Source organism: Streptomyces sp. NPDC058664, assembly GCF_042716635.1.
Taxonomy (GTDB): Bacteria; Actinomycetota; Actinomycetes; order Streptomycetales; family Streptomycetaceae; genus Streptomyces.
This window is the reverse complement of record NZ_JBHXRW010000006.1, coordinates 202,444-227,418: the sequence shown is the minus strand read 5'-3', so window position 1 is coordinate 227,418 and position 24,975 is coordinate 202,444. Positions and strand designations below refer to the sequence as shown.

Sequence of the window (24,975 nt, the reverse complement as noted above, 5' to 3'; positions counted from 1 at the left end):
GGCGTTTCTGTTGTGGGGGGGGGGGGGGGCCGGGGCTTGCTTTAATTCCCGGGGGGGTGCGGGGGGGGGTGGCGCCCGCGGCGCGGGGGGGGGGCCCCCCCCCCCCGGCGGCCTTCCGTCGTCCAGCGGGGCTACCGCACGAGCCGGGCCCGGAGCTTCGCCAGGGTCGCGGTGTCCAGGCCGAGGCCCTCGGTGAGGTACCGGTGGAAGTTGCCGTAGTCCTTCTCGATCTGGTCCACGGCGGATCCCAGGTAGTCGGCGCGGACCTCCTGGAGCGGGACGAGCAGATCCGGGTGCTCCATGTAACCGCCCTGCTTCAGCCCCTCACGGACCCGTCGGTCCGCCGCCGCGCGGAAGGTGTTGGACAGCAGGAACTCCCGCTCGGCGGCCTCTGCCGGGACGCCGACGGCGCGCAGCAGCACGTAGCTCATCCAGCCGGTGCGGTCCTTGCCGGACGTGCAGTGGAAGAGCACCGCGCCCCGCCGCCGGTCGGCGACGTCCCGCACCGTCTCCGCGAACCGGCGGCGGCTGTCCGCGTCGGTGACGAAGGTCCGGTAGATGTCCCGCATCAGCCGCTCGGCCTTGCCGTCGCCGAGCGTCTCCCGCTGCCTGACGGGGTCCTTGGAACCGATGACCGCGGTCGTCGTGGCGTACAGGCCGAGGTCGGCCACGGGCCGGGCGGTCGGGGCGAGCCCGTCCGGGAGGCGGTCGGCGCCGTCCCGCCCGACCTCCTCCGGGGTGCGGAAGTCCAGGACGGTACGCAGGCCGAGACCGGACAGGACGGCGAGGTCCGCGTCGGTCAGCCTGTTCAGGGCGTCGGCCCGGAACACCTGCCCGTAGCGCACCTGCCGGCCCGTGTACGTACGGAGGCCGCCCAGGTCACGGACGTTGACCGCGCCCTGGAGCGCGACGGGGCGGACGGCGCCGGGGTCGGCGCCGGCCTCGGCCGAGCTCGCGGTGACGGATCCCGCCGGGGCGTCGGCGGCGGCGAGGGCGGGCAGACCGCCCAGGACGACGGTGGCGGTGACCACGGCGGTGGCACGCCGGAGGGTGAGGGCACGCATGATGCGACTCCAAGGGTGACGAGGGGATTGCCTGGAGATGTGCGTGGTACGGCCGGCCGGCCCGTGACGGACGGGCAGGGCGGCATACGGCCGGCCGGCCCGCGACGGGCGGGACCGGGCCGCGTACGGGAGGCCGGCCGTGACGGGCGGAACAGCCCGCCGCGGGCCGGCGGAACCGGCGCCGGGCGGGTCAGCCGGTGACGGGGGGCGGTCTGTTGAGCGGGTCAGCCCGCGCCGGGTGGGTCGGTCGGTGACGGGCGGGTCGGCTCGGACGGCGGGTCAGCCGGTGACGGGGGGCAGCCCGGTGGGTGGGTCGACCCGTGCCGGGTGGGTCAGCCGGTGGTGGGCAGGGCGGCGGGGACGGGCAGTGCGTCGAGGGCGGCCCGCGCCTCGGCCATGACGCGGTCGACCAGTTCGGCGCAGGACGGCAGGTCGTCGATGAGTCCCGCGACCTGCCCGGCGGCCATCACGCCGAGATCGGTCCGGCCTTCCACCATGGAGGCCTTCAGGAGCATGGGGGTGTTGGCGGCGAGCAGCACCTGGCTCCACGTCAGGTCCTTGCCGTGCTTCATCGCCAGGCCGTCGCGGACCATCCGCGCCCAGCTCATGCCGGACTCGCGCCGGAAGGCCGCGGCGTGCCGGACCGCCCGCGCCAGTGAGGCGGCCCGGCCCGAGCGTTCCAGCGCGTCGACGAGCTCGGTGCGCAGCATCCGGTGGGGCAGGCCGTCCACCTTCGTGGTGACGGTGACATCCCCGACCGCCGCCGCGAGGTAGCGGGCCTTCACCGCGTCGGGGACCGTGCTGTCGGAGGTGAGCAGGAAGCGGGTGCCCATGGCGACCCCGGCCGCGCCGTAGGCGAGCGCCGCGACCAGGCCGCGCCCGTCGTGGAAGCCGCCGGCCGCGACGACCGGGATGTCGACGGCGTCCACGACCTGCGGGAGCAGGACGGTGCTGGCGACGTTCCCGGTGTGGCCGCCGCCCTCACCCCCCTGCACGATCACCGCGTCGGCACCCCACGCGGCGACCTTCTCGGCGTGCCGCCTGGCTCCGACGGAGGGGATGACGACGACCCCGGCGTCCTTGAGCCGCTCGATCAGCTCGCGGGACGGGGCGAGGGCGAACGAGGCGACCCGTACGCCCTCGTCGATGATGATCCGTACGCGCTCGGCCGCGTCCCCGGCGTCCGCGCGCAGGTTCACGCCGAAGGGCGCGTCGGTGCGGGACCTGACCTCGCGCACGGCGGAGCGGAGGTGTTCGACGGTCATCGTCGCCGAGGCGAGGATGCCGAGCGCGCCCGCGTTCGCGGTCGCCGAGACCAGGCGGGGGCCGGCCACCCACCCCATGCCGGTCTGCACGACGGGGTGCCGCACCCCGACGAGGTCGGTGAACGGGGTGGCGATCGTGACGTCGCTCATGAGACGACCTCGCGGTCGCGCAGCCCCTTCGGGTCGATCTCCTCGCGGATCAGCCGCAGTTCCTCTGCGGTGGGCTCGCGGGTGAACGGCACCTCGTCGGGGACGGTGAGCGCGAAGCCGGTGGCCTCCGTGACCTGTTCGACCGTGACGCCGGGGTGCAGCGAGCGCAGCCGCATGGTGCGGTCCGGAGTCTCGAAGTCGAAGACGCCCAGGTCGCTGATGACGTCCGGCAGGCGGTGGTAGCGGGTGGCGGAGGGGCCGGCCGCGGCGGCCCGGTCGTACCCGACTCCGCAGACCATGTCGACCCGCTCGACGAAGACCCGTGCCGAGTGCTTGGGCACCCAGTAACTCGTCGGGTTGTTGAGGGTGTTGACGGGGGCGCCGCGCACACCGAGGAGCTGTCGCCTGGGCCGCTCCCAGTCGCCGACGCAGCTGATGTTCTGGTTGCCGTACCGGTCGAGCTGGCTCGCGCCCATCATCACGTGCCGTCGCCCGGTGGCGACCAGCGCCAGGTGCTGCCGGTACGGCAGCCAGCCCTCCACCACCCGGGGCGCGGCGCCGACCGCCGGCACGTCGTCGATGAGCAGCGCCTCGCCGTCGGTGAGCAGCAGGTCGGGGGAGAAGGTGAGCCTGGCGAGCCGGGCGCCGATCATCGGGACGGTGCCCATCGGGCTGGCCAGGACCTCGCCCGCGTCCCGCCACGCCTCGGCGCAGGCCACCACGCAGTACTCGGCCCGCGTCGCCCCGCTCGTACGGGTGCCGCTCATGCTTCCTCCTCGTGGAACGCCGCCACCGCGGCCTGGTAGGCGTCCTCGTCCCCGGACAGGAACCGCGCGGTGAAGGCCCGCCAGGCGTCCGGGTCGCGGGCGGCCTTGACGTAGGCGCGCTGGAAGGCCTCGTCCCGGTCGTGGTCGGGGACGCAGGAGGTGAAGTGCGCGCCGTTCGGGGTCTCGACGACACCGTCGACGAACGCGCGCTTGACGAGCAGGGACTGCGGTCCCGCGTCCTTGAGCAGCTCCGGGGTCGCCACGATCCGCTCGCAGGAGACGTACGCGGTGTCGGCGGCCTCGCAGAACAGGTCGTCGAAGTACGGGTCGGGGCCGAGGTACTGGCCGTTGCCGTGGACGTCGGCGCGGTTGAGGTGGACCAGGGCGGCGTCGAGCCGGAGCGCGGGGACGGCGACGAGCTCCTCGCGGTCCTCGTACGGGGACCTCACCGTCCGCAGCGACGGGTTGACGCGCATCACGTCGGAGGCGAGCCCGGCCCTGATGGGCATGAAGGGCAGCCGGTGCACGGCGGCGGTCAGGCCCCACATGACCATCGCCTCGTCCAGCTCCACCAGTTCGAAGGCGCCGCGCTGCCGGGCCGCGCCGAAGTGCGGCTCGAGGGGGACGGAGTCGAGGGTGGCGAAGGCCGCGACCAGCTTGCGGATCTTCCCGGCGGCGGCGAGGAGCCCGACGTCAGGACCGCCGTACGAGACCACGGTCAGGTCGGTGAGGTCCGACCGCAGCAGCGCCCGGACCAGAGCCATCGGCTTGCGCCGGGAACCCCAGCCGCCGATGCCGATCGTCATCCCGCTGCGGAGGCGGCCCACGACCTCCTCGGCGGTCATCGTCTTGTCCTTGCTCACGACTGCTGCTCCTTGTCCGTTTCGAGGACGTCCTTGCCGAACGCGTCGCGGACCCGGTCGGCGACGCCGCTGAGGTTGGCCTCGAAGGTGAAGCCCTGCTCGAAGCGGTAGCTCCGGCGGACGTCCACCGGGTCGATGCCGTTGATCGCGGCCTTGGCGAGCCGGATCAACCGCCCGTCCTTGGCGGCGATCTCACGGGCCAGTTCGAGGGCCGCGGCCGTCAGCTCCTCACGCGGGACGACCCGCCACACCGAGCCGTGCCGGTGCAGCTCCTGGGCGGTGACGGTGCGCGAGGTGTAGTACAGGGTCCGCATCAGCTGCTGGGGGACCAGCCGGGCGAGGTGGGTGGCCGCGCCGAGCGCGCCCCGGTCCAGTTCGGGGAGGCCGAAGGTCGCGTCGTCGGAGGCGACGATCGCGTCGGCGTTGCCGACGAGGCCGATGCCGCCGCCGAGGCAGAAGCCGTGCACGGCGGCGACCACCGGCACCTCGCAGTCGTAGACGGCGGCGAACGCCTCGTAGCAGCCGCGGTTGGCGCCCAGGAGGGCGTCGTGCCCGGCCGTGCGCTGGATCTCCTTGATGTCGACGCCGGCGTTGAAGCCGCGGCCCGCGGCGGTGAGCACGACGCAGCGGACCCCGGGGTCGGCCCCGGCGGCGCGCACCGCGGCGGCGAGGTCGTACCAGCCCCGCACGGGAAGGGCGTTGACCGGGGGGAAATCGACGGTGACGACGGCGACGCCCTCGTCCGGGGCGGAGGTGGAGACACCCATGACCAGATCAGCTACCTTTCCACCAAACGTTTGTTAGGCGGAAGATAGCAGCGGTTCGCACGCTGCGGGAGGTGTCCATTGGCAGTCATCATCGATCTGTCGGGATCCGTCGCCGTCGTCACCGGCGGCACACGGGGCGTCGGCGCCGGAATCACCCGGTCCCTGCTCGAAGCGGGAGCGGAGGTCGTGACCTGCGCGCGACGGGCCCCCGACAGGCCCGTCGAGGCGGCGGGCCGCACGGCCCGCTTCCTCCCCGTCGACCTGCGCGACCCGACGGCGGTCACGGACTTCTTCGACCGGGTGCGCGACGACCACGGCAGGCTCGACGTCCTGGTCAACAACGCCGGGGGAACCCCCTTCCGGATGCTCGGCGACGGCGGAGCCGCCCAGCAGGCCCGGGTCGTCGAACTGAACCTCGTCGCCCCCCTGACCGCCTCCCTCGCCGCGTACGAGGTGATGCGGCGGCAGGACGGGGGAGGGGCCATCATCATGATCGGCAGCGTCAGCGGCACCCGCCCGTCACCCGGCAGCGCCGCGTACGGAGCCGCCAAGGCGGGCCTGGACAACCTCGCCCGGTCCATGGCCGTGGAATGGGCGCCACGGGTGCGGGTCAACACGCTCGTCCTCGGCATGGTGCGCACCGAGCTGTCCCCGCTGCACTACGGGGACGAGGACGGCATCGCCGCCGTCGGCCGCACCGTGCCGCTCGGCCGGCTCGCCGAACCCGCCGACGTCGGCGACGCCTGCGTCTTCCTCGCCTCCGACCGCGCCGCGTACATCAGCGGCGCCAGTCTGCCCGTGCACGGCGGCGGGGAACGCCCCGCCTTCCTCGACGCCGCCACCGTCAACCACACGCCCAGCGAAGGGAACACACCATGACCGGACTGTGCGACGGACGCGTCGTGATCGTCACCGGAGCGGGACGAGGCCTCGGCCGCGCCCACGCGCTCGCCTTCGCCGCCGAGGGCGCCCGGGTCGTCGTCAACGACCTCGGCGTCGGCCTCGACGGCACCGGAGGCGGCGGCGCGGGACCGGCCCGGGAGGTCGTCGACGAGATCACGGCCTCGGGCGGAGCGGCGGTCGCCCACGGCGGCGACATCGCCACCGCCGACGGCGCGGCCTCCCTCATCGCCACCGCCCTCGACGCCTTCGGCCGCCTCGACACCCTCGTCAACAACGCCGGCTTCCTGCGCGACCGCATGCTGGTCAACCTCGACGAGGACGACTGGGACGCCGTCATGCGCGTCCACCTCAAGGGACACTTCCTGCCGCTCAAGTACGCCACGGCGCACTGGCGCGCCGAGGCCAAGGCCGGCCGGACGCCCGAGGCGCGGGTGATCAACACCAGCTCCGGCGCGGGTCTCCTCGGCAGCGTCGGCCAGGGCAACTACGCCGCCGCCAAGGCCGGGATCGTCGGCCTCACCCTCGTCGCGGCCGCGGAGACGGCCCGCTACGGCGTCCAGGTCAACGCGATCGCCCCCGCCGCCCGCACCCGTATGACCGAGCAGGCCTTCGCCGAGACCATGGCCGCGCCCGGGGGCGCCGCCTTCGACGCCATGGCCCCGGAGAACGTCTCCCCGCTCGTCGTCTGGCTGGGCTCCGCCGCCTCGGCGGGCGTCACGGGCAGGGTCTTCGAGGCCGAGGCCGGCCGGATCACGGTCATGGAGGGCTGGCGTCCCGGTCCGACGGCCGACAAGGGCGCGCGCTGGGCCCCGGGGGAGGCGGGCGAGACGGCCCTGAAACTCCTGGCGGCCGCGGAGCCCCCGCACCCGGTGTACGGAACCCACTGACCCCCCTGCCCGGCGCCCACTCCCACCGGCGCGGCCCCCGATGCGGACCCGCATCCGCCGTCGCGGTGCCCCGCCCCCGGTGCGGCGCCCCCGCCCGTCCCACCCCCGTGTGGGCATTCGTCCGCCAGGGGGGATCCCCATCGCCCCTGGCGGACGATTGCCCCCAACGGGGCGGGCGGAGGGCCGCAACGGACGGGGACCGCGGGGTCGAGGGCCACGCAGGGCACGGGGGACGGGTGGCTTTCCCGCTCAGCGGGAACGGGCGCTCCCCGCGGTCCCCGGCACCGCCCTAGCCTCGCCGAACAGCCCCAACCGCCCGCAGGAGGGACCCCCGTCATGCTCACGGACCGCCAGAGACACGAGGCGGCCGAGCTGCTGCGCTCCGCCGAACACGACGTCAGGCCGATCGCCCCGCTGACCGAGGCGTTCCCCGGCATCGACACCGAGGACGCGTACGAGATCCAGCTCGTCAACGTCCGCCGCCGCCTCGCGTCCGGGGCGGAGGTCCGGGGCCACAAGGTGGGCCTGTCGTCCCCCGTCATGCAGCGGATGATGGGCGTCGACGAGCCCGACTACGGCCACCTGTTCCACGACATGGAGCTGAGCCCCGGCCGCCCCGTCCCCCTCTCCCGCTACTGTCACCCGCGCGTCGAGGTCGAGGTCGGCTTCGTCCTCGGCGACGACCTGCCGGGGGAGTCCTGCACCCCGGCCGACGTCCTCGCCGCCGCCGAACGCGTCGTACCCGCCCTGGAGTTGATCGACAGCAGGATCGGCGACTGGCGGATCACCATCGCCGACACCATCGCGGACAACGCCTCCTCCGCCGGGTTCGTCATCGGCGAGGGCCGCGACCCCCGCGAGCTCGACCCGAAGGCGATCGGGGCGCGGCTGACGAGCGGCGGCGAACTGCTCGCCGAGGGCCGCGGCGACGCCGTCCTCGGCGACCCGGCGGTCTCCGTCGCCTGGCTGGCCCGCACCGTGGCCCGCTTCGGCGTGCCCCTGCGGAAGGGGCACCTGGTGCTGCCCGGTTCCTGCACCCGGGCCGTCGACGTGACGGCCGGCGCGACCTTCACCGCCGAGTTCACCGGGCTCGGCCCGGTCTCCCTGTCCTTCATCTGAGGTGATCATGACCGCCACGACCAAGGTGAGTGCCGCGATCGTCGGATCCGGCAACATCGGCACCGACCTGCTGTACAAGCTCCAGCGCTCCGCGTACGTCGAACCCCGCTGGATGATCGGCGTCGACCCCGCCAGCGAGGGCCTCGCCCGCGCCGCCCGCGCCGGCCTGGAGACCAGCCACGAGGGCGTCGACCGGCTCCTCGCCCAGGACGAGAAGCCCGGCATCGTCTTCGAGGCCACCAGCGCCCGCGTCCACCGCGCCAACGCCCCCCGCTACGCCGCACTCGGCATCAAGGCGGTCGACCTGACCCCGGCCGCCGTCGGCCCCGCCGTCGTACCGCCCGCGAACCTCCGCGCACACCTCGACCAGCCCAACGTCAACATGATCACCTGCGGCGGACAGGCCACCATCCCCATGGTGTACGCGGTCTCGCGCGTCGTCCCCGTGCCGTACGCCGAGATCGTCGCCTCGGTGGCCTCCGTCTCGGCGGGACCCGGAACCCGCGCGAACATCGACGAGTTCACCCGTACCACCTCCCGTGGCATCGAGACCATCGGCGGCGCCGGACGCGGCAAGGCGATCATCATCCTCAACCCGGCGGAGCCGGCCGTCATCATGCGCGACACCGTCTTCTGCGCCATCCCCGAGGACGCCGACCGCGCCGCCATCACCCTCTCCGTCAAGGAGGTCGCCGAGCAGGTCGCCGCCTACGTGCCCGGCTACCGGCTGCGCGCCGAGCCGCAGTTCGACGATCCCGGCCCGGAGAACGGCGGGATGGCCCGCGTCGCGATCTTCCTGGAGGTCGAGGGCGCCGGCGACTACCTGCCGCCCTACGCCGGAAACCTCGACATCATGACCGCCGCCGCCACCAAGGTCGGCGAGGAGTTCGCCAAGGCGCTCCTCGCGCCGGGCGCGTAAGGAGCACCTCCCATGCCCTACTCGGACACCCTCGACATCCGGATCACCGACTCCTCGCTGCGCGACGGATCGCACGCCAAGCGGCATCAGTTCACCGCGGAGGACGTGCGCTCCGTCGTCGCGGCCCTCGACGACGCCGGGGTCCCGGTGATCGAGGTGACGCACGGCGACGGACTCGGCGGATCCTCGTTCACCTACGGCTTCTCGAAGACCCCCGAACAGGAACTGATCAAGGTCGCGGCGAAGACCGCGCGGCGGGCGAGGATCGCCTTCCTGATGCTTCCCGGACTCGGCGTCAAGGACGACATCCGCGCCGCCCACGACAACGGCGCGGGCGTCTGCCGCATCGCCACCCACTGCACCGAGGCCGACATCGCCGACCAGCACTTCGGGCTCGCCAGGGAGCGGGGACTCGAGACCGTCGGCTTCCTGATGATGGCCCACTCCACGACCCCCGAGAAGCTCGCGCGGCAGGGCCGCGTCATGGCCGACGCCGGCTGCCAGTGCGTGTACGTGGTCGACTCGGCCGGCGCCATGGTCATGGACGACGTGACCGCCCGGGTCGAGGCCCTGGTGGCCGAACTCGGCGACGACGCCCAGGTCGGCTTCCACGGACACGAGAACCTGGCCCTCGGCACCGGCAACTCCGTCGCCGCCGTCAGGGCCGGTGCCCTTCAGATCGACGGCTCCACCCGCCGGCTCGGCGCCGGCGCGGGCAACACCGCCGTCGAGGCGTTCGTCGCCGTCTGCGCCAAGATGGGCATCCGTACCGGCATCGACGTCCTGAAGATCATCGACGCGGCCGAGGACGTGGTCCGTCCGGTCATGGACGAGGAGTGCCGGCTCGACCGGCTCGCCCTCCTGATGGGCCACGCCGGGGTCTACTCCAGCTTCCTCAAGCACGCCTACCGGCAGGCCGAGCGGTACGGCGTCTCCGGCGCCGAGATCCTCCTGCGCGCGGGCGAACGCCGTCTGGTCGGCGGCCAGGAGGACCAGCTCATCGACATCGCCGTGGAACTCGCCGCCGGGAACTGAATCCCGGAACCCCCCGGAATCCCCACACGAGAAGGGACAACGAGATGACTGCTCTCAACGACGAGGTCCGGGTCATCGAGACGGGCAGGCCGCCGACGCGCTTCGCCCGGGGCTGGCACTGCCTCGGCCTCGCCGACGGCTTCAAGGACGGAGAGCCGCACGAGATCGAGGCGTTCGGCACCAAGCTGGTGGTCTTCCAGGGCCAGGGCGACGGACAGCTGCACGTCCTGAACGCCTACTGCCCGCACATGGGCGGCAACCTCGCCCACGGCAGCGTCAAGGGCGACTCCGTCGCCTGCCCCTTCCACGACTGGCGCTGGTCCGGCAACGGCCGCTGCGCGGGCATCCCGTACGCCCGGCGCGTCCCGCCGCGCGCCAGGACCCGCGCCTGGCTCTCCCTGGAGCGGAACAAGCAGCTCTTCGTCTGGAACGACCCCGAGGGCAACCCGCCGCCGCCCGGGGCCACTGTCCCCGAGATCGCGGGCGTCCACGGCCCCGACGCCGACCAGTGGAGCGACTGGACCTGGAAGACCCTGCGGGTCGAGGGCTCCCACTGCCGGGAGATCGTGGACAACGTCGTCGACATGGCGCACTTCTACTACGTCCACTACGCCTTCCCCGAGTACTTCAAGAACGTCTTCGAGGGCCATGTCGCCACCCAGTACATGGAGAGCAGTCCCCGCGGCGACATGGAACTGGGCACCCTCAGCTCCGGACGCCTGCGCTCCGACGCCTCCTACCACGGCCCCTCCTACATGATCGACCACCTCTACAGCGACGTCGGCGGCGGCGCCGAGATGGAGATCGTCCTGATCAACTGCCACTACCCGATCGACGCCGACAGCTTCCTGCTCCAGTACGGGGCGATCGTCAGGCGGCTGCCCGGCATGACGGAGGAGCAGGCCGCCGAGGCCGCCCGGCTCACCGCCGAGGGGGCCACCGTCGGCTTCGAGCAGGACGTCGAGATCTGGAGGAACAAGACCCGCATCGACAACCCGCTGCTCACGGAGGAGGACGGCCCGGTCTACCAACTGCGCCGCTGGTACGAGCAGTTCTACGTCGACGCCGCCGACGTCAAGGACGAGATGACCCGCCGCTTCGAGTTCGAGATCGACACCCGGCGCGCCAACGAGGCCTGGCGCGCGGAGGTCGAGGAGAACCTCGCCCGCCGCGCGGCGGGGCCGGGAACCGGAGCCTGACATGCGACCGGTGGAGTGCGCGGCCTGCGGCAACCAGGTCCTCTGCGAGAAGTTCAGCCCGGCCCACACCTCCGTGCAGTGGACCGCCGACGCGGCCGTCGTCTGCGCGGAGTTCCGCGACCGGACGGGCCGGGGCGGGAACACCGCCCTGATACCGACCTGCCGGGCCCTGCGGGCGAGCATCGACCGCGCGGTGGAAGCCGGCACCCTGCCGGTCGGCACCCCGGAGTCCGGGACCCCGCCGGTCGGCATCCCGGAGGCCGCCGATGTCTGAGTCCGCGCCGGTGACCGGGACACGCACCCACCGGCTCCGCGTCGTCGAGGTCATCGCCGAGACGGCCGACGCTCACTCCCTGGTGCTCCTGGCGCCACCGGAGAGCGCGCGGCGCTTCACGTACCGCCCCGGGCAGTTCCTCACCCTGAGGCTGCCCGGCGCCGACGGGAGACCGGCCGCCCGCTGCTACTCCCTCGCCAGCTCGCCCCACACCGGCGAGCCCATGAAGATCACCGTCAAGCGGGTGGCCGGCGGATACGGCTCCCACTGGATCTGCGACCACCTGGCGGCGGGGGACGAGCTGGAGGCGCTGCCCCCGGCCGGCACCTTCACCCCGGCCTCCCTCGACCGGGACCTGCTGCTCGTCGCCGGAGGGAGCGGCGTCACCCCGGTCCTGTCGATCGCCAAATCGGCCCTGGCCGGGGGCGCGGGCCGGGTGGTGCTGTTCTACGCCAACCGTGACGAGTCCTCGGTCATCTTCCGTGACGAACTGCGGGAGCTCACCGAGGACCACCCCGGGCGGCTGCTCGTGATCCACTGGCTGGAGTCGCTCCAGGGCCTCCCCTACGTGGACCGGCTGGCCGCCGCGTTCGCGCCGTACGCCGACCGCGAGGCCTTCGTCTGCGGCCCGGAGCCGCTCATGGACGCCGCCGAGCAGGCCCTGCGCACGCTCGGCGCACCGGCCGGCCGCGTCCACCGGGAGCGGTTCTTCTCCCTGGACGGCGACGTCTTCGACACCCCGGCCGTGCCGCGCGCCGCCGCCGCGGAGGACGGGGTCGGGGCCGGGGGCGGCGGAACGGTGCGGGCCGAACTCGACGGCGAGACCCGCACGGTCGCCTGGCCGCCGGACACCCCGCTGCTGGACGCGCTCCTCGCAGGGGGAGTGGACGCCCCGTACTCCTGCCGGGAGGGCGCCTGCAGCGCCTGCACCTGCCGTGTCCTGGCGGGCGAGGTGACGATGCGGCGCAACGACGTCCTGGACGAGCAGGACATCGCCGAGGGGTACGTCCTGGCCTGCCAGACCCTGCCCCTCACCGACCGGGTCGAGATCACCTACTCCTGACCCGCCCGACGGACAGGTCCGACGGACAGGCCCGACGGACACGCCCGGCCGACACGTCCGCCTGACCGCCCGGTACTCCCGGACCCCCGCACTCCCGCACTCCCGACGAGGAGCACACCATGTCCCGTACCTGCCTGGTCACCGGAGCCGCCTCCGGCATCGGCGAGGCCACCGCGGCCCTCCTGCGGCAGCGGGGCCACACCGTCATCGGGGCGGACCTCGACGACGGCGACATCCGCGCCGACCTGTCCACCGCCGAAGGCCGGGCCGAACTCGCCGCCCGGGCCCACGAGCTGACCGGCGGACGGCTGGACGCGGTCATCGCCTGCGCGGGCGTCGCCCACTTCGACCCGCTCACCGTCAGGGTCAACCACTTCGGCGCCGTGGCCACGCTCGAAGGGCTGCGTCCGCTGCTCGTCGCCGGCACCGAGCCGAGGGCGCTGGTCGTCGGGTCCGTCGACTCGGTCCACCCGACGGACCCCGCGATCGTCGACGCCGCGCTCGCCGGGGACGAGCCGGCGGCGGTGGCCGCCTCCCGGGCGGCCGTGGACCGCGGCGAGGGACACCTCGTCTACTCCTCCTCCAAGGCGGCGATCTCCCGCTGGGTCCGCCGGGCCGCCGTCACCGACGCCTGGGCGGGTACGGGCGTACCGCTCAACGCCGTGGCACCGGGAGTCGTCCTGACGCCCATGACCCGGCCCCTCCTCGACGACCCCGCGATGCGCGGGCTCGTCGAACAGAGCGTCCCGATGCCGCTGCACGGCCACGGTCGTCCCGAGCAGATCGCCCCGCTGATCGCATGGCTGACCTCGGCCGAGAACACCCTCGTGACCGGGCAGGTCGTCTTCGCCGACGGCGGCGCCGACGCGGTCCTGCGCGGCGACCGCACCTGGTGAGACCCGTACCCGTACCCGTAGCCGGTCCGTAGCCGACCCGGTCCCGTACCCGAGGAGAACCCGTGAACGACACCCGCACGCTCGAACGTTCCACCGTGCTCGCGGCCGGACCCGACGCGGTATGGGCGGTCATCGGTGACTTCGGCGCTCTCGCCGACTGGCACCCGCATCTCCCGCCGTCCACCCTGGAGGGCGGCGCCGGCCCCGAAATCCCCGGCGCGGTCCGCGTCTTCGCGGTCGACGGCACGGTCGTCGCGCGCGAGCGCCTGCTCGACCGCGACGCCGAGGCCCGCTCGTACCGCTACGCCCTCCTCGACCCGGTCGCGCTGCCGGTCGCCGACTACGTGGCGACGCTCGCCGTGCGTCCGCACGCCGACGGCGCCGAGGTCAGGTGGTCCGCCACCTACCGGAGCCCGGACGACGTGGTGCCGCGGGTGGAGTCGCTCTTCGGCGACGCCACCTACGGCACCGGTCTGGCCGCCCTGCGGGCCCGCTTCCCCAGCCCCTGACGAGGCCGGGAAGGGCCGCCCGGGCCGCCCGGGGCGGGCGGGCGCCGCCCGTCACATCCAGTCGCTGAACCGCAGCCAGGCCATCATGCTGTCCATCGAGGGCTGCGGAACCCCGGGTCCGGGCCCCGCCCCGGCCGCCCGCGCCCGCTTCTCCGTGTGCCGCCCCGGCCCGAACAGCGACTGCCACACCGACCGCGCGCAGCCGCGCACGGCGGGCGCGATCCGCTCCATCTCCCGGTGGACGCCGTGGCCGCACACCGAGATCGCGGCGATGGCCCGGCCCGCGCCCCGCAGCGGCGCGGCCACGCAGTGCACCCCCCGGTACCCCTCCTCGTGGTCGAAGGCCACCCCCCGCTCCCGGGTCACGGCCAGTTCGGCGCGGAAGGACGCGGGGCGGGTGAGGGTGCGCGGGGTACGGGGCCGCAGCCCGTGCCGTATCACCTCTTCCACCCGCGCGGCATCGCCGAAGGCCAGGATCGCCTTGCCCGACGCCGTGCAGTACGCCGGCTGCCGGCCGCCCGTCCGGGACGGCACGCCGGAGTCGTCCGAGCCGCCGATCCGCTCCAGGTAGACCACCTCCGTGCCGTCCAGGACGGTGAGGTGGACGAGATGGCCGGTGGACTCGTGCAGGGCGTGCAGATGCGGCAGGGCCGCCCGCCGCAGCCGGTTGTGGTGCGAGGCCGTTGCACCGAGCTCCAGCATGCCCATGCCCAGCCGGTAGTCGCGGCCCTCGCGTTCCAGCCAGCGCAGCTGCACCAGTTGGTCGAGGATGCGGTGCGCGGAGGACCGGCTGATGCCGGAGCGCTGCACGACCTCGGTCAGCGTGAGCCGCGGCCCCCCGCTCTCGAAGGCGCTCAGCACCTTCGCCGCCTTCTCCAGCAGGGACAGAGGCGGCACTCCGGCCTCGACAGCACGGGTCGTCATCGGCACCTCCCACACGGACGGCACAGCCGGCCGGTCACTCCCGGCCGGCAGGGTCCGTAATCTCCGGTATTGCGTGGAGATTGCCAGAAGGTGACGGGTACGGGGAAGAGGGAGTTCCGTCTCGGAACAGTAACGCGTAGGTTCCCTACCGTCACGGCAGGACGAGACCGGGATCCGGGAGGGACGCGCATGCGCGACGACGACGTGCTCGCGGCGGTCCGCGCCCTCGCTCCCGCCCTGCGCGAGCGCGCGGCCGAGGCCGAGGAACTGCGCCGCCTGCCCGACTCCTCCGTCGAGGAACTCGAGGCCACCGGCTTCTTCCGGCTGCTCCGGCCCCGGGCGTACGGCGGACTCGCCACCGATCCGGCCGTCTTCTACGCCGCCGTGCACGAGATCGCCACGGCGTGCGGCTCCACCGGCTGGGCCGCCTCGGTCCTCGGCGTCCACCCCTGGTACGTGGCCCTGCTCGACGCCCGCGCCCAGGAGGAGGTCTGGGGCACGGACGGGTCCGCCCGGATCTGCTCCTCCCACGCGCCCACCGGTGAGGTCACCGCCGTCGACGGCGGCTTCCTGCTGTCCGGCCGGTGGCACTTCTCCGCCGGCTGCGACCACGCCCGGTGGGCGCTGCTCGGCGGTCTCGTCACCGACGCCGAGGGCAGGCCGGTGGACATGCGGACCTTCCTGGTGCCGTCCGCCGACTACCGCGTCGACGACGTGTGGGACACGGTCGGTCTGCGCGGCAGCGGCAGCAACGACATCGTGGTCGAGGAGGCGTTCGTCCCCGCCCACCGGACCCTGGGTTACGGCCCGGTGACCGCGCTGCGCTGCCCCGGGCACGACGTCAACACCGAACCGCTGTACCGGCTGCCGTACGCCGCCGTCTTCACCACCGCCATCTCGACCGCGATGGTCGGCATCGCCGAAGGCGCCCACGCGCACCACGTCGGGGCGGCCCGCGAGAGCCTGCGCGCCTCCCACGGCCGGCGGGCCGCCGGGGACCGGCTCGGAAAGGGGCGCGTCGCCGGGGACCGGCCGGGGAGGGCCCGCGCCGCCGAGGACCCGTTCGCACAGGTCCGCATCGCCCGCGCCGCCGGTGACATCGACGCCGCCCGGCTGCAGCTCGCCCGCAACATGGCCGACCTGTACGCGGTCGCCCGCGACGGCGCGGAGATCCCGACGGCGCTGCGCGCCCGCGCCCGCCGCGACCAGGTGCTCGCCACCGAACGCGCGATCGGCGCCGTGGACCTCCTCATGGAGAACGCCGGCGGCGGACCCCTGCTCGGCGCGGGGAGCGTCCTCCAGCGCGCCTGGCGCGACCTGCGCACCGGCCGCGGCCAGGCGGCCAACGACGTCGAGCGGGCGCTGGTCCTCTACGCCCAGGACGCCCTCGGCATGGACGTCCACGACCCCATGCTCTGAGCCGCCCGGACCCGTGCTTCGAGCCCGCCCGGGCCTCATGCTCCGAGCCGACCGGATTTCGTGCTCCGAGCCCGTCCGGCTCCGTGCTCCGAGCCGGCCGGATTTCGTGCTCCGAGCCGCTCCGGCCCGTGCTCCCGGCCCGCCCGGCCCCGCGCTCCGAGGCCGTCGTGGCGGGGTTCCCGCTCAGTGGGAGCAGCCCATTTCGCCGCCGGACGGCACGCCGTACGGTCCTGGCACTCCCCCCGCCACGACCCGAAAGGGGATGCCCCATGGCCGATGACGTCCTGGCCGCGATCCGAGCCCTCGCCCCCGCCCTGCGCGAGCGCGCGGCCGAGGCCGAGGAACTGCGCCGCGTACCCGAGGCCTCCGTCAAGGAGCTGGAGGACACCGGCTTCTTCCAGCTGCTCCAGCCGAAGGCCTTCGGCGGCCGGGCGGCCGACCCGGTGGTCTTCTACACGGCGGTCAAGGAGATCGCCAAGGCGTGCGGCTCGACCGGCTGGGTCGCCTCGGTGGTCGGCGTCCACCCCTGGCACGTCGCCCTGTTCGACCCCCGCGCGCAGCAGGAGGTGTGGGGGCAGGACCCCAGGACCCGCATCGCCTCCTCGTACGCGCCCACCGGCAAGGCGGTCCCGGCCGACGGCGGCTTCCGGCTCTCCGGCCGCTGGCACTTCTCCTCCGGCTGCGACCACGTGCGGTGGGTCCTGCTCGGCTGCCTCGTCACCGACGGCGAGGGCAACCCGGTCGACATGCGGACCTTCCTGATCCCCCGGTCCGACTACCGCGTCGACGACGTCTGGGACACCGTCGGCCTGCGCGGCACCGGCAGCAACGACATCGTGGTCGAGGACGTGTTCGTCCCCGACCACCGCGCGCTGAGCTTCGGCCCGGTCACCGCCCTGAAGGTGCCCGGCCACGAGATCAACGACGAGCCGCTGTACCGGCTGCCGTACGCCGGCGTGTTCACCACCACCATCTCCACCCCGATCGTCGGCATCGCCGAGGGCGCCTTCGACTCGTACACCGAGGCCACCAGGCGGCGGATCCGCGTCTCCTACGGGCAGAAGGTCGCCGAGGACCCGTTCGCACAGGTCCGCATCGCCCGCGCGGCCGGTGACATCGACGCGAGCTGGCTCCAACTGACCCGCAACATCGGCGAGATGTACGCCCTGGCCGGGCGCGGCGAGGAGATCCCCATGGAGCTGCGCACCCGCACCCGCAGGGACCAGGTGCTCGCCACCGAACGCGCGGTCGCGGCGGTCGACCTGCTGATGGAGAACGCCGGCGGCAACGCCATGCGCACCGGCCCCGGCCCCGTCCAGCGCGCCTGGCGCGACGCCCACACCGGCCGCGGCCACGCCGCCAACGACCCCGAGCGCGCCCTCGTCATGTACGGGCAGTGCGCGCTCGGCATCGACATCCACGACACCATGGCCTGAGAGGCGCCGCAGATGGCAGAGCTCACGTACGAGTCGACCTCCCGCACCGTCAAGGCGGCCGGGCTCACCCTCCACCTCCACGAGGCCGGGCCCGCCGGCCGGCCGGCCGAAGCCCCCGTCGTGATCATGCTGCACGGCGGTGGTCCCGGCGCCTCCGGCTGGAGCAACTTCGGCCGCAACCTCCCCGTCTTCGCCGGGCACTTCCGCACCCTGCTCGTCGACCAGCCCTGCTACGGCCGCTCCGACAAGCCGGAGCCCGACAAGGACTACTTCAGCTTCAGCGCGGACGCCGTCGCCGCCCTGATGGACGAACTGGGCATCGGCCGGGCCCACTTCGTCGGCAACTCGCTCGGCGGCGGCACCGCCGTCCGGATGGCCCTGAACCACCCGGACAAGGTCGCCAAGCTCCTCCTGATGGGCCCCGGCGGGGTCTCCGTCAACCTCTTCGCCCCCGACCCGACCGAGGGCATCAAGCGCCTCTTCGAGTTCAACACCGCACCCGAGCCGACCAAGGAGCGGTTGCGCGCCTTCCTCGGTGTCATGGCGTACGACCGGTCGATCGTCACCGACGAACTGGTCGAGGAACGCTGGGTCTCGGCCACCGACCCCGACACCCGGCTCGGCAGCGCGCGCATGGCGGCCTCCTTCGCCGAGCCCGCCTGGGCCGAGGACGTGATGCTCTGGCGCGAGGCCCACCGGATCACCCAGCCGGTGCTGCTCACCTGGGGCCGCGAGGACCGCGTCAACCCCCTCGACGGCGCGCTCGTCGCGCTCAGGACGATCCCCGACGCGCGCCTGCACGTCTTCCCGCACTGCGGCCACTGGGCCCAGACCGAGCGGGCCGACGAGTTCAACCGTCTGGCGATCGACTTCTTCTCCCACTGAATCCCCTTGACCCCCTTGATCCCCTGACAGAAGAGGTGCACCCATGGACATCCGTGCTCTCGGCTACCTGCGCCTGGAGACCACCACGCTCGACGAGTGGCGCCGCTACGCGCTCGACGTCCTCGGCATGGTGGAGGCGACCGGCACCACCGAGTCCACCCTCTGCCTGCGCCTGGACGACCGCGCCTACCGGATCGTCATCCAGGCGGGCGAGAGCGACCGGCTCCTCGCCGCCGGCTGGGAGGTGGCGAACGCCGCCGCGCTCACCCGGGCCGCCGACGAACTGGAGGCGGCGGGCCACGCCGTCAAGGCCGCCGACGCCGCCGAGCTCGCCGAGCGCCGCGTCCGGGGCCTGATCCACGTGACGGACCCCTGCGGCAACCCGCTGGAGATCTACTGGGGCCAGGCGCAGGACCACACCCCGCTCGGCACCCCGTACGGCAACCGCTTCGTCACCGGCGACCCCGCCGGCGATCTCGGCCTCGGTCACGTCGTGCTCCCCGTGCCGGACGTCGAAGCCGCCCTGGACTTCTACGAGAACCTGCTCGGCTTCCAGCTGCGCGACTCGATGAAGCTGCCGCCGCAGGCCGTCCCGACCGCCACCGAGCAGCGGGACTTCCACTGGATGCACTTCCTGAGCCCCAACCGCCGCCACCACAGCCTGGGCCTCTACCCCGGCGCGCTGCCCCCCGGCATCGTGCACTTCATGGTGGAGCTGGAGACCCTCGACGACGTGGGCCGCGGCCTCGACCGTACGAACGCCGCCGGCATCCCCATCGCCTCCAGCCTCGGCCGCCACACCAACGACCGCATGGTGTCGTTCTACGCCCAGGCCCCCGGCGGCTTCCAGGTCGAGTACGGCTGGGACGGCCTCGTCGTCGACCCCGGCACCTGGGTCGCCAAGGAGATCACCGCCGACAGCTTCTGGGGCCACCGGTGGAACGGCTGATCGCCCCCTCCGTCTTCAGGGACGTCCTCGGCCGCTTCGCCAGCGGCATCACCGTGGTGGCGACCCTCGACGCCGACGGCGCCGGACCCGTCGGGTTCGCCTGCCAGTCCTTCGCCTCGCTCTCCCTCGACCCCCCGCTGGTCATGCTGGCCGTCGGCAAGTCCTCCACCAGCTGGCCGAGGATCGAGCGCGCGGGCCGCTTCTGCGTCAACATCCTCGCCGAGGACCAGCGGACCACCTGCGCCGCGCTCGGCCGCAGCGGCCCCGACAAGTTCACGGGCGTGCCCTGGAGCGCCGGCGAGCACGGCACCGTGCGCGTCGACGGAGCCCTCGCGTACGTGGAGTGCGAACTGCACGCCGTGTACGAGGCGGGGGACCACCACCTGGTCACCGCCCAGGTGGTGGCGCTCGACGCCGGAGAGGACGGCCGGCCGCTGCTGTTCTTCCGCAGCCGCTACGCCGTGGGGGCGTTCTGATGCCCATCGACGTGGAGAAGGCGCTCTCCGCGCCGCCGCTGCGCACCGCCGTCACCTGGGACGAGCACGACGTACGGCTCTACCACCTGGCGCTCGGTGCCGGCGTCCCCGAGACCGACCCGGACGAACTCCGCTACGTCCACGAAGGACACGAGCGGGGCCTCCAGGTCCTGCCCACCTTCGGAGTCGTCGCGGGCGGCACCGGAGGCGTCGGCTTCCAGGTCTTCGACCTGCCAGGAGTCGACATCGACCTGGCGCGGGTGCTGCACGGCGGCCAGGAGATCACCGTGCACCGTCCGCTGCCCCCGGCCGCCCGCGGCACGGCCGTCACCCGGGCGACGGCCGTGTACGACAAGGGCAGGGCCGCCGTCATCGTCCAGGAGTCCACCCTCCTCGGCGAGGACGGCGAGCCGCTGATCTCCCAGCGCAACCAGATCTTCGTCCGCGGGGAAGGCGGCTTCGGCGGCGACCGCGGCCCCGCCGAGCGCCTCCCGGCGCCCGACCGCGAGCCCGACCTGGTGACCGACATCCCGACGCTCCGCCAGCAGGCCCTGCTCTACCGGCTCACCGGGGACAGGAACCCGCTGCACGCCGACCCCGCCACCGCCCGCCGCGCCGGCTACGACCGTCCCGTCCTGCACGGACTCTGCTCCTTCGGCATGGCGGTCAAAGCGGTCACCGACCGTCTCCTGGGCGGGGACGCGGCCGCGATCACCGGCTGCCGCACCCGCTTCGCCGGGGTGTTCTTCCCCGGCGAGACCCTGCGGCTGCGCGTCTGGGACACCCCCGACGGCTACCGGCTGACGGCCACGTCGGCGGACCGCGACGACGCACCGGTGCTCACCGACGCCCGGCTCACCGCCCGCTGACCCGGCGCGCGGCCGGTGCGCTCCGACACGACGAGGGAGAACCCGATGAACGACACGTGGGACCACACGTACGACGTGGTGGTGGCCGGATCGGGCGCCGCCGGCCTGGCCGCGGCCATCACCGCCCGGCTGCGCGGACTGACCGTCCTGGTGGTGGAGAAGACCGACGCCTACGGCGGCTCGACCGCCCTGTCCGGTGGGGCGATCTGGGTCCCGGACAACCTCCACCTGGAAGCCGCCGGACTCGGCGACACCCCCGAGAAGGCCCGCGCCTACCTGGACGCCACCGTCGGCGACCGGGTCCCCGCCGCGCGCAAGGCCGCCTACATCGAGCACGGACCGCGGATGGTGCGGGAGTTCCACGACCGCACCGCCGTACGGTTCGTCTACACCCCCGGCTACTCCGACTACTACCCCGAGCGGCTCGGCGGCTACCCGCAGGGCCGTTCCGTCGAACCGCGGATCTTCGACTTCCGCACGCTCGGCCCCGAGCAGCGCGCCACCATGCGCCGTGCCGGACTGCCCACCCACGGCCTCACCATCACCTCCAAGGACTTCCGGCGGCTGAACATGGTCGGACGCACCTGGGCCGGACGCCTTACCGCGGCCCGGGTCGGCGCCCGGGCCCTCGGGGCCAGGCTCTCCGGCAAGGAGCTGCTCTCCCTCGGCGAGGCGCTGATCGCCCGCATGCGGCACTCCCTCGACACCCTCGGCGGCGACCTGTGGCTCTCCGCCCCGCTGACCGGACTGGTCGAGGAGAACGGCCGGGTCACCGGTGTCCGGATCACTCGCGCAGGCCGTGAACTCACCGTCCGGGCGACCGGCGGCGTCGTCCTCGCCTCCGGGGGCTTCTCGCACGACCAGCGGCTGCGCGAGAAGCACCTGCCGACGCCCACCTCCACCGAGTGGAGCTCCGCGGCCGAAGGACAGACCGGTGACGCCCTCGAACTGGGCACGGCCCTCGGCGCGGCGACCGACCTCATGGACCGGGTGTGGGGCGCGCCGTCGGTGGTCCCTCCCGAGGGCAGGCCGTTCTTCCTGGTCGCCGACCGCGGCATCCCCGGCATGGTGATCGTCAATGCGGCGGGGGAGCGGTACGCCAACGAGGCCGCCCCGTACCACGAGTTCGTGGACGCCATGTACGCCCACGACCGGCCCGGGGCGTCCACCGTGCCGTCCTGGCTGATCCTCGACGCCACCTCCAAGGCCCGCTACATCTTCATGGGCCTGTTCCCCGGCCAGGCGTTCCCCAAGGCGTGGCGGGAGAGCGGCTTCGTCAAGCGGGCCGGGACCGTCGAGGAGCTGGCCGCCCGCATCGGCGCCGCCCCGGAGCGGCTGCGCGCCACCGTGGACCGCTTCAACGGATTCGCCCGCGCGGGCCGCGACGAGGACTTCCACCGCGGCGACAGCGTCTACGACCGCTACTACGGCGACCCGACGCTGCCCCATCCGAACCTGGCGCCGCTCGAGAAGGGCCCGTACTACGCGATCCCCGTGCACCCGGGCGACATCGGCACCAAGGGCGGTCTCGTCACCGACGCCACGGCCCGCGTCCTGCGGGAGGACGGCACGGTCATCGACGGCCTGTACGCCTCCGGGAACGTCTCGGCCGCCGTCATGGGGGAGACCTACCCGGGTCCCGGCGCGACCATCGGCCCCGCCATGACCTTCAGCTGGCTCGCGGTCGGCCACATCGCCCGCACCCGCGCCCCCGAGACGCGGTGAGCGGCCCGATGGCGGACCTGCGGGGAAAGACGGTGATCATCACCGGTGGGGCGCGCGGCATCGGCGCCGGGGCCGGCCGGGTGGCCGCCGGGGCCGGCGCCCGGGTGGTGCTCACCGACGTACGGGAGGAGGAGGGGCGGGCGACCGCCGCCGGGCTCGGCGGCGACGCCCGGTTCGTCCGCCACGACGTCACCTCGGAGGACGACTGGCGCGAGGTGGTGGACCACGCGGTCGCCGCGTTCGGCCGCGTGGACGGCCTCGTCAACAACGCCGGGATCTCCGGTGGTTCCCACCTCCTGGAGGAGCAGTCGGCCGAGGACTTCCGCCGGGTCGTCGACGTCGACCTCACCGGCGTCTTCCTCGGCATGCGGACCGTGATCCCGGTGATGCGGGAGAACGGCGGCGGCTCCGTCGTCAACGTCTCCTCGGCGGCCGGCCTCATGGGCCTGGCCCTGACCGCCGGCTACGGGGCGGCCAAGTGGGGTGTGCGCGGGCTCACCAGGGTCGGCGCGGTGGAGCTCGCCGCCGCCGGCATCCGCGTCAACTCCGTGCACCCCGGCATGATCCACACCCCGATGACCGCCCACATCGGCATCGAACGCGGCGAGGGCAACCACCCCGCCGCTCCCATGGGCAGGGTCGGCGAACCCGAGGAGATCGCGCACGCGATCGTCTTCCTGCTCTCCGACGCCGCCTCGTACGTCACCGGGGCGGAACTGGCCGTCGACGGCGGCTGGACGACCGGCCCGACCCTCCGACAGATCGAGGAGCACCGCTGATGGCCGTCGATCTGACAGGGAAGGTCGCGCTGGTCACCGGCGCGGCACGCGGCATGGGCGAGGCCGAGGCCCGGCTGCTCGTCGCCCTCGGCGCGCGGGTCGTCCTCACCGACGTACGGGAGGCCGAGGGCGCGGCGACGGCCGCCTCCCTCGGCCCCGCCGCCCGTTTCGTCCGCCACGACGTGACCGACGAGCGGTCCTGGGCGACCGCCGTGGCCGCCGCCCTGGACGCCTTCGGCCGGCTCGACGTCCTCGTCAACAACGCCGCGATCTACTCCACCGCGCTCATCACCGAGGAGGACCCGGCCCGGCTCGAGGCGCTCCTCCGCGTCAACCTGATCGGCCCGTTCCTCGGCGTCCGCGCCGCGGCCGGGGCGATGCGGGCGAACGGAGGCGGGTCCATCGTCAACATCTCCTCGCAGGCCGGCCTCCAGGGCCTGTGGGGCCACGGCGCGTACGGCGCGGCGAAGTGGGGTCTGCGCGGCCTGACCAGGACCGCCGCCCTCGAACTCGGCCCGGACGGCATCCGGGTCAACTCCGTCCACCCGGGGGCCATCGCCACGGCCATGACCGCCCATCTGGGGACGAGGGAGCATCCGGGCGCGCCGCTCGGGCGGGTGGGGGAGCCCGAGGAGGTCGCCCACCTCGTCGCGTTCCTCGCCTCCGACGACGCGTCGTACCTGTCCGGCGCCGAACTCGCCGTGGACGGCGGCGCGTCGGCGGGCCGCATGCCGGTCCCCACCCCGAGGGGAGCGGACGCGTGACGCGGCCCGGCCCCGACGGGAGCGGACGGGTGACGCGGCCCGATCCCGAGGTCCAGGCGGTCATCGACCTGGCCACGGCCCACTTCCCCCGCCTGGGAACGGAGATGACGGACATCACCGAGGTACGGGCCTTCCTCGCCGCCCGCCCCCGGCCCGCCGTCCCCCCGCTCCCCCTCGCCCGTGTCACGGACGAGGACGCCGACGGCGTGCCCGTCCGCGTCTACCACGGGAGCGTCCACGAGAACGCCCCCGTGGTCCTGTTCTGCCACGGCGGCGGCTTCGCCCTCTGCGACCTCGACAGCCACGACGGCTTCTGCCGGGCCCTCGCCCGCGCCACCGACGCCGTCGTCGTCTCCGTCGACTACCGCCGGGCCCCCGAGCACCCGTTCCCCGCCGCGCCCGAGGACGCCTACACGGCCCTGCTGTGGACGGCGGCGACGTACCCGGGCCGGCGGACCGCCGTCGCGGGGGACAGCGCGGGCGGCAACCTCGCCACCGTCCTCGCCCGGCTCTCCCGCGACCGCGCCGGGCCCGGGATCGCCTTCCAGGCCCTCTACTACCCGATGCTCGACCCGACCCGCTCCCGGCCCTCCCACCGGGAGAACGGCCAGGGCTGCTTCCTCACCTCCGACCACCTGCGCTGGTACTGGGACGGGTACCTGCCGGAGCCCGCCGACCGGAACCACCCCCACGCGGCCCCGCTGGCCGGCGCCGGCCTCTCCGGGCTCCCGCCGGCCCACGTCGTCACCGCGGGCTTCGACCCCCTGCGGGACGAGGGCCTCGCGTACGCGGCGGCCCTCGCCGCGGCGGGCGTGTCCGTGGTGGCCCACCACTACGCCGGGATGTTCCACGGCTTCCTCTCCATGGCCCCCGCCCTGCCCGAGGCGGCCGCGGCCCGCGACACCGCGTTCGCGGTCCTGCGTACGGCACTGCACGGCGAATGACATACGGAAGTGGCCCCCCCCCCCCCCCCCCGGGGGGGGGGGGGGGGGGGGGGGGGGCCGGGGGGGGGGGGGGGCCCCCCGGCGAGTGGGTAACAATGTGAGAAAAAAAAAATAAGGGGGCGCGC

26 protein-coding genes are annotated in these 24,975 nt (G+C 73.9%); 20 read left to right on the top strand and 6 right to left on the bottom strand.

Annotation, left to right across the window (positions count from 1 at the left end; genetic code table 11):
* Nucleotides 1–131 precede the first annotated feature (131 nt).
* The 5 genes from ACFWUY_RS07890 to ACFWUY_RS07870 form a co-directional block, all read right to left on the bottom strand.
* Complete coding sequence (locus ACFWUY_RS07890; RefSeq protein WP_384103295.1) at nt 132–1,064, bottom strand: tyrosine-protein phosphatase; 933 nt, start codon at nt 1,062–1,064, stop codon at nt 132–134.
* 332 nt (nt 1,065–1,396) lie between these two features.
* Complete coding sequence (locus tag ACFWUY_RS07885) at nt 1,397–2,479, bottom strand: NAD(P)H-dependent flavin oxidoreductase (protein WP_384103292.1); 1,083 nt, start codon at nt 2,477–2,479, stop codon at nt 1,397–1,399.
* Nucleotides 2,476–3,246, bottom strand: coding sequence for a CoA-transferase subunit beta (locus tag ACFWUY_RS07880; protein ID WP_384103289.1), 771 nt, complete (start codon nt 3,244–3,246; stop codon nt 2,476–2,478). The genes ACFWUY_RS07885 and ACFWUY_RS07880 overlap by 4 nt, the downstream gene beginning before the upstream one ends.
* Nucleotides 3,243–4,091 carry a CoA transferase subunit A gene (locus ACFWUY_RS07875; RefSeq protein WP_384103334.1) on the bottom strand — a complete coding sequence of 283 codons (849 nt, stop codon included), beginning with the start codon at nt 4,089–4,091 and terminating at the stop codon, nt 3,243–3,245. The genes ACFWUY_RS07880 and ACFWUY_RS07875 overlap by 4 nt, the downstream gene beginning before the upstream one ends.
* A gap of 14 nt (nt 4,092–4,105) precedes the next feature.
* Nucleotides 4,106–4,876, bottom strand: a complete 771-nt coding sequence (locus tag ACFWUY_RS07870; RefSeq protein ID WP_384103286.1) for an enoyl-CoA hydratase family protein — start codon at nt 4,874–4,876, stop codon at nt 4,106–4,108.
* A 78-nt stretch (nt 4,877–4,954) separates the two neighbouring features.
* On the opposite strand from ACFWUY_RS07870, the gene ACFWUY_RS07865 reads away from it, so the two are divergent.
* From ACFWUY_RS07865 to ACFWUY_RS07820, 10 genes are all read left to right on the top strand, one after another.
* Complete coding sequence (locus tag ACFWUY_RS07865; protein WP_384103283.1) at nt 4,955–5,755, top strand: SDR family oxidoreductase; 801 nt, start codon at nt 4,955–4,957, stop codon at nt 5,753–5,755.
* On the top strand, nt 5,752–6,666 hold the full coding sequence (locus tag ACFWUY_RS07860) for an SDR family oxidoreductase (RefSeq protein ID WP_384103280.1): 915 nt from the start codon (nt 5,752–5,754) through the stop codon (nt 6,664–6,666). Before ACFWUY_RS07865 ends, ACFWUY_RS07860 begins: the two co-directional genes overlap by 4 nt.
* A gap of 336 nt (nt 6,667–7,002) precedes the next feature.
* On the top strand, nt 7,003–7,785 hold the full coding sequence (locus ACFWUY_RS07855) for a 2-keto-4-pentenoate hydratase (protein WP_384103278.1): 783 nt from the start codon (nt 7,003–7,005) through the stop codon (nt 7,783–7,785).
* A gap of 7 nt (nt 7,786–7,792) precedes the next feature.
* Nucleotides 7,793–8,704, top strand: a complete 912-nt coding sequence (locus ACFWUY_RS07850) for an acetaldehyde dehydrogenase (acetylating) (RefSeq protein ID WP_384103275.1) — start codon at nt 7,793–7,795, stop codon at nt 8,702–8,704.
* Nucleotides 8,705–8,716: 12 nt separating this feature from the next.
* Nucleotides 8,717–9,739 (top strand): 4-hydroxy-2-oxovalerate aldolase, encoded by a 1,023-nt coding sequence (gene dmpG / locus ACFWUY_RS07845; RefSeq protein WP_384103272.1) that lies wholly within the window; start codon nt 8,717–8,719, stop codon nt 9,737–9,739.
* 44 nt (nt 9,740–9,783) lie between these two features.
* Nucleotides 9,784–10,938 carry a Rieske 2Fe-2S domain-containing protein gene (locus tag ACFWUY_RS07840; protein WP_384103269.1) on the top strand — a complete coding sequence of 385 codons (1,155 nt, stop codon included), beginning with the start codon at nt 9,784–9,786 and terminating at the stop codon, nt 10,936–10,938.
* Nucleotide 10,939: 1 nt separating this feature from the next.
* Nucleotides 10,940–11,212, top strand: coding sequence for a hypothetical protein (locus tag ACFWUY_RS07835; protein ID WP_384103266.1), 273 nt, complete (start codon nt 10,940–10,942; stop codon nt 11,210–11,212).
* Nucleotides 11,205–12,275, top strand: coding sequence for a 2Fe-2S iron-sulfur cluster-binding protein (locus ACFWUY_RS07830; protein ID WP_384103261.1), 1,071 nt, complete (start codon nt 11,205–11,207; stop codon nt 12,273–12,275). Before ACFWUY_RS07835 ends, ACFWUY_RS07830 begins: the two co-directional genes overlap by 8 nt.
* A 119-nt stretch (nt 12,276–12,394) precedes the next feature.
* On the top strand, nt 12,395–13,171 hold the full coding sequence (locus ACFWUY_RS07825; protein ID WP_384103259.1) for an SDR family oxidoreductase: 777 nt from the start codon (nt 12,395–12,397) through the stop codon (nt 13,169–13,171).
* 62 nt (nt 13,172–13,233) lie between these two features.
* The gene (locus ACFWUY_RS07820; RefSeq protein ID WP_384103256.1) at nt 13,234–13,680 is read left to right on the top strand and encodes an SRPBCC family protein; all 447 of its coding nucleotides are present in this window, start codon (nt 13,234–13,236) and stop codon (nt 13,678–13,680) included.
* 51 nt (nt 13,681–13,731) lie between these two features.
* Here ACFWUY_RS07820 and ACFWUY_RS07815 read toward each other — a convergent pair whose 3' ends face one another.
* Nucleotides 13,732–14,604, bottom strand: a complete 873-nt coding sequence (locus tag ACFWUY_RS07815; protein ID WP_384103253.1) for an IclR family transcriptional regulator — start codon at nt 14,602–14,604, stop codon at nt 13,732–13,734.
* A 189-nt stretch (nt 14,605–14,793) separates the two neighbouring features.
* Between ACFWUY_RS07815 and hsaA (ACFWUY_RS07810) the strand changes: the two genes are divergently transcribed.
* From hsaA (ACFWUY_RS07810) to ACFWUY_RS07765, 10 genes are all read left to right on the top strand, one after another.
* Entirely contained in the window at nt 14,794–16,023 is a 1,230-nt protein-coding gene (gene hsaA, locus ACFWUY_RS07810) for a 3-hydroxy-9,10-secoandrosta-1,3,5(10)-triene-9,17-dione monooxygenase oxygenase subunit (RefSeq protein WP_384103250.1), read from the top strand.
* Nucleotides 16,024–16,292: 269 nt separating this feature from the next.
* Entirely contained in the window at nt 16,293–17,459 is a 1,167-nt protein-coding gene (gene hsaA / locus ACFWUY_RS07805) for a 3-hydroxy-9,10-secoandrosta-1,3,5(10)-triene-9,17-dione monooxygenase oxygenase subunit (protein WP_384103247.1), read from the top strand.
* 12 nt (nt 17,460–17,471) lie between these two features.
* The gene (hsaD, locus tag ACFWUY_RS07800) at nt 17,472–18,344 is read left to right on the top strand and encodes a 4,5:9,10-diseco-3-hydroxy-5,9,17-trioxoandrosta-1(10),2-diene-4-oate hydrolase (protein ID WP_384103244.1); all 873 of its coding nucleotides are present in this window, start codon (nt 17,472–17,474) and stop codon (nt 18,342–18,344) included.
* 43 nt (nt 18,345–18,387) lie between these two features.
* On the top strand, nt 18,388–19,293 hold the full coding sequence (locus ACFWUY_RS07795; RefSeq protein WP_384103241.1) for a VOC family protein: 906 nt from the start codon (nt 18,388–18,390) through the stop codon (nt 19,291–19,293).
* Entirely contained in the window at nt 19,281–19,769 is a 489-nt protein-coding gene (locus ACFWUY_RS07790; RefSeq protein WP_384103238.1) for a flavin reductase family protein, read from the top strand. The genes ACFWUY_RS07795 and ACFWUY_RS07790 overlap by 13 nt, the downstream gene beginning before the upstream one ends.
* Nucleotides 19,769–20,638 (top strand): MaoC/PaaZ C-terminal domain-containing protein, encoded by an 870-nt coding sequence (locus ACFWUY_RS07785; protein WP_384103235.1) that lies wholly within the window; start codon nt 19,769–19,771, stop codon nt 20,636–20,638. Before ACFWUY_RS07790 ends, ACFWUY_RS07785 begins: the two co-directional genes overlap by 1 nt.
* A gap of 45 nt (nt 20,639–20,683) precedes the next feature.
* Nucleotides 20,684–22,363, top strand: coding sequence for an FAD-dependent oxidoreductase (locus ACFWUY_RS07780; RefSeq protein ID WP_384103232.1), 1,680 nt, complete (start codon nt 20,684–20,686; stop codon nt 22,361–22,363).
* A gap of 8 nt (nt 22,364–22,371) precedes the next feature.
* Nucleotides 22,372–23,142: a glucose 1-dehydrogenase gene (locus ACFWUY_RS07775; RefSeq protein WP_384103229.1), complete on the top strand. Its 771-nt coding sequence runs from the start codon at nt 22,372–22,374 to the stop codon at nt 23,140–23,142.
* Nucleotides 23,142–23,906 carry a glucose 1-dehydrogenase gene (locus ACFWUY_RS07770; protein WP_384103226.1) on the top strand — a complete coding sequence of 255 codons (765 nt, stop codon included), beginning with the start codon at nt 23,142–23,144 and terminating at the stop codon, nt 23,904–23,906. Before ACFWUY_RS07775 ends, ACFWUY_RS07770 begins: the two co-directional genes overlap by 1 nt.
* Nucleotides 23,903–24,850: an alpha/beta hydrolase gene (locus ACFWUY_RS07765; RefSeq protein WP_384103223.1), complete on the top strand. Its 948-nt coding sequence runs from the start codon at nt 23,903–23,905 to the stop codon at nt 24,848–24,850. Before ACFWUY_RS07770 ends, ACFWUY_RS07765 begins: the two co-directional genes overlap by 4 nt.
* The last annotated feature ends 125 nt before the right edge of the window (nt 24,851–24,975 follow it).

What these genes read in the sequence shown, in the direction of transcription:
- ACFWUY_RS07775 (WP_384103229.1), top strand. Translation starts at nt 22,372, where the DNA reads ATGGCGGACCTGCGGGGAAAGACGGTGATCATCACCGGTGGGGCGCGC.
- ACFWUY_RS07880 (WP_384103289.1), bottom strand. Translation starts at nt 3,246, where the DNA reads ATGAGCGGCACCCGTACGAGCGGGGCGACGCGGGCCGAGTACTGCGTG.
- ACFWUY_RS07815 (WP_384103253.1), bottom strand. Translation starts at nt 14,604, where the DNA reads ATGACGACCCGTGCTGTCGAGGCCGGAGTGCCGCCTCTGTCCCTGCTG.
- ACFWUY_RS07785 (WP_384103235.1), top strand. Translation starts at nt 19,769, where the DNA reads ATGCCCATCGACGTGGAGAAGGCGCTCTCCGCGCCGCCGCTGCGCACC.
- ACFWUY_RS07835 (WP_384103266.1), top strand. Translation starts at nt 10,940, where the DNA reads ATGCGACCGGTGGAGTGCGCGGCCTGCGGCAACCAGGTCCTCTGCGAG.
- hsaA (WP_384103250.1), top strand. Translation starts at nt 14,794, where the DNA reads ATGCGCGACGACGACGTGCTCGCGGCGGTCCGCGCCCTCGCTCCCGCC.
- ACFWUY_RS07825 (WP_384103259.1), top strand. Translation starts at nt 12,395, where the DNA reads ATGTCCCGTACCTGCCTGGTCACCGGAGCCGCCTCCGGCATCGGCGAG.
- hsaA (WP_384103247.1), top strand. Translation starts at nt 16,293, where the DNA reads ATGGCCGATGACGTCCTGGCCGCGATCCGAGCCCTCGCCCCCGCCCTG.
- ACFWUY_RS07855 (WP_384103278.1), top strand. Translation starts at nt 7,003, where the DNA reads ATGCTCACGGACCGCCAGAGACACGAGGCGGCCGAGCTGCTGCGCTCC.
- ACFWUY_RS07840 (WP_384103269.1), top strand. Translation starts at nt 9,784, where the DNA reads ATGACTGCTCTCAACGACGAGGTCCGGGTCATCGAGACGGGCAGGCCG.
- ACFWUY_RS07860 (WP_384103280.1), top strand. Translation starts at nt 5,752, where the DNA reads ATGACCGGACTGTGCGACGGACGCGTCGTGATCGTCACCGGAGCGGGA.
- ACFWUY_RS07870 (WP_384103286.1), bottom strand. Translation starts at nt 4,876, where the DNA reads ATGGGTGTCTCCACCTCCGCCCCGGACGAGGGCGTCGCCGTCGTCACC.
- ACFWUY_RS07890 (WP_384103295.1), bottom strand. Translation starts at nt 1,064, where the DNA reads ATGCGTGCCCTCACCCTCCGGCGTGCCACCGCCGTGGTCACCGCCACC.
- ACFWUY_RS07795 (WP_384103241.1), top strand. Translation starts at nt 18,388, where the DNA reads ATGGACATCCGTGCTCTCGGCTACCTGCGCCTGGAGACCACCACGCTC.
- dmpG (WP_384103272.1), top strand. Translation starts at nt 8,717, where the DNA reads ATGCCCTACTCGGACACCCTCGACATCCGGATCACCGACTCCTCGCTG.
- ACFWUY_RS07770 (WP_384103226.1), top strand. Translation starts at nt 23,142, where the DNA reads ATGGCCGTCGATCTGACAGGGAAGGTCGCGCTGGTCACCGGCGCGGCA.
- hsaD (WP_384103244.1), top strand. Translation starts at nt 17,472, where the DNA reads ATGGCAGAGCTCACGTACGAGTCGACCTCCCGCACCGTCAAGGCGGCC.
- ACFWUY_RS07830 (WP_384103261.1), top strand. Translation starts at nt 11,205, where the DNA reads ATGTCTGAGTCCGCGCCGGTGACCGGGACACGCACCCACCGGCTCCGC.
- ACFWUY_RS07780 (WP_384103232.1), top strand. Translation starts at nt 20,684, where the DNA reads ATGAACGACACGTGGGACCACACGTACGACGTGGTGGTGGCCGGATCG.
- ACFWUY_RS07885 (WP_384103292.1), bottom strand. Translation starts at nt 2,479, where the DNA reads ATGAGCGACGTCACGATCGCCACCCCGTTCACCGACCTCGTCGGGGTG.
- ACFWUY_RS07850 (WP_384103275.1), top strand. Translation starts at nt 7,793, where the DNA reads ATGACCGCCACGACCAAGGTGAGTGCCGCGATCGTCGGATCCGGCAAC.
- ACFWUY_RS07875 (WP_384103334.1), bottom strand. Translation starts at nt 4,091, where the DNA reads ATGACCGCCGAGGAGGTCGTGGGCCGCCTCCGCAGCGGGATGACGATC.